Below are 3,698 nucleotides of genomic sequence, written 5' to 3' on the forward strand. Positions count from 1 at the left end.
CGGTCGAAGCCCGAGATCATCAATGCGAAGCGCAAGATCCGCGTCGCCAAGGGCAGCGGGACGACGGTGCAGGACGTCAACAAGCTGCTCAAGATGCACATGGACATGGCCGGCGCGATGAAGCGGCTCCGGAAGATGGGCGGCTTCGGCAAGCTGGCGGCGATGTTCGGCAAAGGCGGGCTGGAAGGCGCGCTCGGCGGGCTGGCACCGGGCGGCGGTCAGGGCCTGCCCGGGCTGCCGGGCGGCGCGGGGCAGTTCAACCTGCCGCCAGGCTTTAACAAATTCTCGAAGAAATAACTCTAATTCACTGATCAATATGAGGAACATATTATGGCAGTTGCAATTCGTCTCGCTCGCGGTGGCTCCAAGAAGCGCCCTTATTATCGGCTCGTGGTAGCGGATAGCCGCAACGCGCGTGACGGCCGCTTCATCGAGAAGGTCGGCACCTACAACCCGCTGCTCGCCAAGGATAATCCCGAGCGGGTCAAGCTGGATGCCGAGCGTATCACCCACTGGCTGTCGGTCGGCGCGCAGCCGTCGGACCGCGTGCTGCGCTTCCTCGATGCCGCCGGCATCAAGGAGCGTCCGGCGCGCAGCAACCCCAACAAGGGCAAGCCGGGCGAGAAGGCCGTCGAGCGCGCCGAGGAGCGCGTGACCAAGGCGGCGGCGGCCGAAGAGGCGGCGGCTGCGGCCGCTGCTGCCCCGGCACCCGAGCCTGAGCCCGAGCCGGTTGCCGAAGAGGCTCCGGTCGAGGAAATCGTGGCCGAAGCGTCGGTCGCCGAGGTGCCGGTCGCCGAGGACGTGGTCGCCGAGGAAGCCGCGGCTGAAGCGCCGGTCGCTGAGGAAGCTGCCGCTGACGCCCCGGTCGTTGAGGAAGCGCCGGCCGCTGCGGACGCGAATGTTGCGACACCCGACAGCGATGCTGGCGACGTCGCCGATGAAGTGACCGGCGAAAGCGCCCAGGTGCCGGCCGAAGGTGCTGCTGACGAGGCTCCGGCCAAGGAAGCTGCCGCCGAAGACGCGACCGCCGAAAAGGCCTGAACGTCATGACGTCCCCCGCGACAGGCGAGCGGCGCGTAGCGCTGGCCGCCGTCGCAGGGGCGCATGGCATCAATGGCGAGGTGCGGCTCAAACTGTTCGCCGACAGCCTCGCCAATCTGACCAAGGGCGCGCGTCTGTTCGTAGGCGGTGAACAGCGGACGCTCGTCGCGATCAAGCCAGCCGACAAGTCACCGATCGCGCGGTTCGAGGGGGTCGCCGACCGCTCCGCCGCCGAGGCGCTGCGGGGATCGCTGGTCGAGATCGATCGTGATGTGCTGCCGCCGCTCGAGGACGGCGAATATTATCACGCCGACCTCATCGGGATGGCGTGCTTCGATGAGACCGGCGCGGCGCACGGCCGGGTGGTCGGGGTCGAGAATTTCGGCGCGGGCGACCTGCTCGAAATCGAGCGCGACGACGGCAAGCGCGCGCTGATCCCATTCCGCGACCCGATCGCGACCATGGACGATGGGCGCATCCTGCTCGACCCGGATTTTCTGGCTTAGCGGTACATCGGCTTGCGCGTCGCCAGATCGTTCCGGATCGTGACCGCCGCGACCCCGCCTTCGCCCATCGCGTGGCTGATCTGGTCGAGGCCGAGCACGACATCCCCAGCGGCGTAGAAGCCGGGCACGCTGGTCCGCTGGTGGCTGTCCACGGTGACGCAGGCGTCGCCGGACAGGTCGACGCCGATCATCTGCGCGAGCTGGACATGGGTGTCGGATCCGAGCGCCGGATAGACGCTGTCAAAGCTGTGATGGCCCTCGGCGGTGTCGACGACGATACAATCTTCGTGCGCCGCGACCGCTTCCGCCGGTCCATCGACGGTGACGATGCCCGCTTCCTCGAGCCGGGCGCGATCCTCATCGGAAACATCCAATGCGGCATGCGGCGCGATAAGCGTGACGTCGGCGGTGAAACTGCGCAGGAAGATCGCCTCGTTGACGCCGCCCGTGCCCGATCCGATCACGCCGACCTTCTTGTCGGTCACTTCATAGCCGTCGCACACCGGGCAATAGCGGATCAGTCCGCGCGCCATCGCGTCGTCGTGAAGCTCCTCGTCCATCGGCGGGCGGCGATTGGTGACCCCGGTGGCGAGCAGCACGGAGCGGGCGCGGACGGTGCCGCCGCCGTGCAAGGCGACGAAGTGGTCGCCTTCGCGATCGAGCCTGCCGACCCGGCCAGTCTCGATCTTCGCGCCATATTTTCGCGCTTGCTCGCGCATCCGGTCGAGCAACTCGATGCCGCTGATGCCGCCGGGAAAGCCGGCGTGATTATGGGTGCAAGGGATCCACTTGGCCCGGCTCTTGCCCTCGTCGACCACGACGATGTCGAGGTGGAAGCGGGCGAGATAGATGGCAGCGGTCAGCCCGGCCGGGCCGCCGCCGATGATCAGGCAGTCGATGGGTTTGTCCATGAGGGCTGTAGCGCACCGGTTCGGATGATGTTCCTCACCCATCAACACCAGTCTCCGCTATTATGTTAGACGGAGGAAACAGTGAGCTATTGTCGTTGGTCGGACGGTGATCTGTATGCGTATCGCGCGACGGACGAGTATTGCATTCACGTGGCCGCTCGTTGCGTCGCTGACGGAGTTAAGGACTATTACACCGAGGCCACCGCTGCGGCATTGCTCGGTCGCATTCTGTGGCTGGGGAGCAAGGGGTGTGATTATCCTTGGGATGCGCTTCGCTATCTGAAGGAAGATATCATTGAGGAGATCGAGGCCAGTGAAAGGTTTCGTCGCGAGGTAAACGAGCCAAGCCATAAAATTTGAAAAGGTTTATCGCGACGCGAACGCCGAATGTAGTAGCTCACCCTTTTTGGCGACGCATCCCGAGCTTTCGGCCGCGTTCGGCATTTGCTAGACAACACTTATGTTTCCCTTTCCCATCGGTTTTGTCGAATTCGCGATTGTCGGAGTTATGGGAGTGTTGGCGTTCGCAGTTGCATGGCTGCTCGGGCGATTCTCTCGATGGACGAAGCGTCGGGTCCTGATAGCGTCGTCCCTTCCCATTCCCGGCATCCTGGCATCATTGAGCATAGCAATTTTTTTCCACGCCGCATCTTCGTCGCGGGATTCATGCGGGGTTGATGCCTGCGCAATGGCAATGGCTGCTGCCATCACAGGTCTCTTTATTGCAGTCATTACCTTTGCTTTCTGCCTTCTCCTCGCGTCTTTTGGATTTTGGTACGCTCGCACGTGACCTTCGCCGCCACGGTCCTCACGCTCTACCCGGAGATGTTCCCCGGTCCACTCGGCGCATCCCTTGCCGGCAAGGCGCTGGGCAATGCCTGGACCCTCGACACCCGTAACATCCGCGACTTCGCGACCGACAAGCATCGCAGCGTCGACGACACGCCGGCCGGGGGCGGGGCGGGGATGGTGCTGAAGGCCGACATCCTTGCCGCCGCGCTCGACAGCGTCTCAGATGGCCGCCCGATGCTCGCCATGACCCCCCGCGGCGCACCCCTGACCCAGGCTCGCGTCCGCACCCTCGCCGCCGGTAGTGGAGCGATCATCCTGTGCGGGCGGTTCGAGGGTTTCGACGAGCGGATCTTCGAGGCGCGCGCCCTCGAACCGGTATCGATCGGCGACTATGTCCTGTCGGGCGGCGAACTTGGCGCGATGGTGCTGCTCGACGCTTGCGTTCGAC

The 3,698-nt window shown here is 64.7% G+C and carries 4 protein-coding genes and 2 pseudogenes; 5 read left to right on the forward strand and 1 reads right to left on the reverse strand.

Features of this window, described 5'->3' with window-relative positions:
* From RMN84_RS08515 to rimM, 3 genes and pseudogenes are all read left to right on the forward strand, one after another.
* Positions 1–297, forward strand: a pseudogene (locus RMN84_RS08515) (signal recognition particle protein); the annotation flags it as partial.
* Positions 298–330: 33 nt separating this feature from the next.
* Positions 331–774, forward strand: a pseudogene (gene rpsP / locus RMN84_RS08520) (30S ribosomal protein S16); the annotation flags it as partial.
* 272 nt (positions 775–1,046) lie between these two features.
* Positions 1,047–1,547, forward strand: a complete 501-nt coding sequence (gene rimM, locus RMN84_RS08525; protein ID WP_309611749.1) for a ribosome maturation factor RimM — start codon at positions 1,047–1,049, stop codon at positions 1,545–1,547.
* On the opposite strand, the gene RMN84_RS08530 is transcribed toward rimM, so the two are convergent.
* Positions 1,544–2,458 carry an NAD(P)/FAD-dependent oxidoreductase gene (locus RMN84_RS08530; protein WP_309611750.1) on the reverse strand — a complete coding sequence of 305 codons (915 nt, stop codon included), beginning with the start codon at positions 2,456–2,458 and terminating at the stop codon, positions 1,544–1,546. The two genes, rimM and RMN84_RS08530, sit on opposite strands and share 4 nt — an antisense overlap.
* Before the next feature lie 81 nt (positions 2,459–2,539).
* Between RMN84_RS08530 and RMN84_RS08535 the strand changes: the two genes are divergently transcribed.
* Both RMN84_RS08535 and RMN84_RS08540 read left to right on the forward strand, forming a co-directional pair.
* Complete coding sequence (locus tag RMN84_RS08535) at positions 2,540–2,818, forward strand: hypothetical protein (protein ID WP_309611751.1); 279 nt, start codon at positions 2,540–2,542, stop codon at positions 2,816–2,818.
* 426 nt (positions 2,819–3,244) lie between these two features.
* On the forward strand, positions 3,245–3,698 hold a 454-nt coding region (locus RMN84_RS08540), incomplete at its 3' end, for a tRNA (guanine(37)-N(1))-methyltransferase (RefSeq protein ID WP_405051467.1).

Source organism: Sphingomonas sp., assembly GCF_031380695.1.
Taxonomy (GTDB): Bacteria; Pseudomonadota; Alphaproteobacteria; order Sphingomonadales; family Sphingomonadaceae; genus Sphingomicrobium.